The sequence below is a fragment of the Thermodesulfovibrionia bacterium genome (assembly GCA_030646035.1).
Taxonomy (GTDB): domain Bacteria; phylum Nitrospirota; class Thermodesulfovibrionia; order UBA6902; family UBA6902; genus JACQZG01.
In genome coordinates this window covers 1-1597 of record JAUSMY010000005.1, presented here as the reverse complement: position 1 = coordinate 1597, position 1597 = coordinate 1, and the positions used below count along the sequence as shown (strand labels likewise).

The following is a 1597-nucleotide window of genomic DNA, read 5'->3' as shown; positions in this document are numbered from 1 at the left end:
TAGAACATTTGGTTTTTCATTATCTGTAACAATTACATCAAAAGAACAAGTTGAAGTGTTTCCACTACCATCTGTCGCAAGAAATGTATTTGTTGTTGTTCCTATTGGGAATAATGAACCAGAAGCTAAACCGGCAGTTTGTTCTAGTTGAACGCCACCACCTGTAATGTCTAATGATACATTGTCAAAGCCAAAGGCACCAGGACCAGTTAAAGTTTGCGGAACTATAGCTGAAACTCTTAGCGTTACTGTATTGCCAATTTGGCTTGTAATTACAGAAGTAACATCCGTACTGAATGGAGTCCAAGGTATATTTCCGTTGAAAGGCAATGCTTGTGAATTAAGGTTTGCAATTAGAACAGTGTTCGTTGCATCATAAAGATCAATACTAAATGTTCTCTGAGTATTACTATAATTCATACTATAAGTTTCTAACCAGTTTAAATTAGCTGCAGAAAATCCGGAAGGAATAGTAATCTGTTGGCTCATTGTATATGCTGTTGGGCCACTGCCATCAAATGCAGTATATGCCGCATTTGTTCCATCGATAGGGCTGGCGACAGAATTACACATTGATCCTGTTGTAGTTGCAATCCAAGGTTGGTTACAGCCACTTGTGCCAGTACCGTCGTTGATTGTCCAATTAGAAAAACCAGACTCAAAACTTCCGTTTGAAATTAAATTAGAAGCTGCATTAGAATTGCAATTATCTGTAACCACAGGCAAAGCATAACTAACAATAGCTCCACAACTGCTTGCGTCTGTATAGACGTCTATGTTTTCAAGGCAAGTAATAACAGGATTTATTACGTCTAAAATGGTAACGTTTTGAGTAGAAGTAGTAACATTACCACTACCATCGGTTACTGTCCAAGTTACTAGATTAGAACCCAAAGCCAAACTTGCCGGAGACACGACAACACTTGCCACGCTGCAATTATCTGCGGCAGTAGGAGCGGTTAATTGAGAACTTGCGTAGGAACAAATACCTGCATCTGCATTCAAGCTGATGTCAGCCAAAGTTTCTACGGTTGGGTTTTGATCATCAACCACCGTTACGGTTTGATTAGCCGTTGCGGTGTTTCCACTGCCATCGGTTACGGTCCAAATTACGGTTGTGTTTCCCAATTCGAAAATTGCAGGAGCATCGTTTGCAACCAAAGCCACCGAACAATTATCGGTTGTTGTTGGTGTTCCTAAATCAACACCTGTTGCGCTACAAGACGCATTTGCAGAAACCAAAACGGTTGATACGGCTATGGTCGGCATTTGAATATCTACAACAGTTACTGTTTGAGTAGAAGTCGCGGTGTTCCCGCTACCATCGGTTGCAGTCCAGGTCACGGTATTGGAACCTAAGGTCAAACTTGCAGGAGAAGCTGTAACTATCACGCTACAATTATCTGCCGCTGAAGGCTTCGTTAATTGAGAACTTGCATACGTACATACGCCTGCATCAGCATTTACACTTGTGGCAGCCAATGTTGCAATGGTTGGATTTTGAGTATCCAACACGGTTACTATTTGTGTTGCCGTATTGCTGTTTCCACTACGATCGGTTACTGTCCAAGTTACTGTTGTAGCTCCTAACGGGAAA

1 protein-coding gene is annotated in these 1597 nt (G+C 41.5%); it reads right to left on the bottom strand.

The features are described from left to right. Positions 1-1597, bottom strand: a 1597-nt coding sequence (locus Q7U10_00330; protein ID MDO8281067.1) for an HYR domain-containing protein, incomplete at both ends; no start/stop codon positions are given.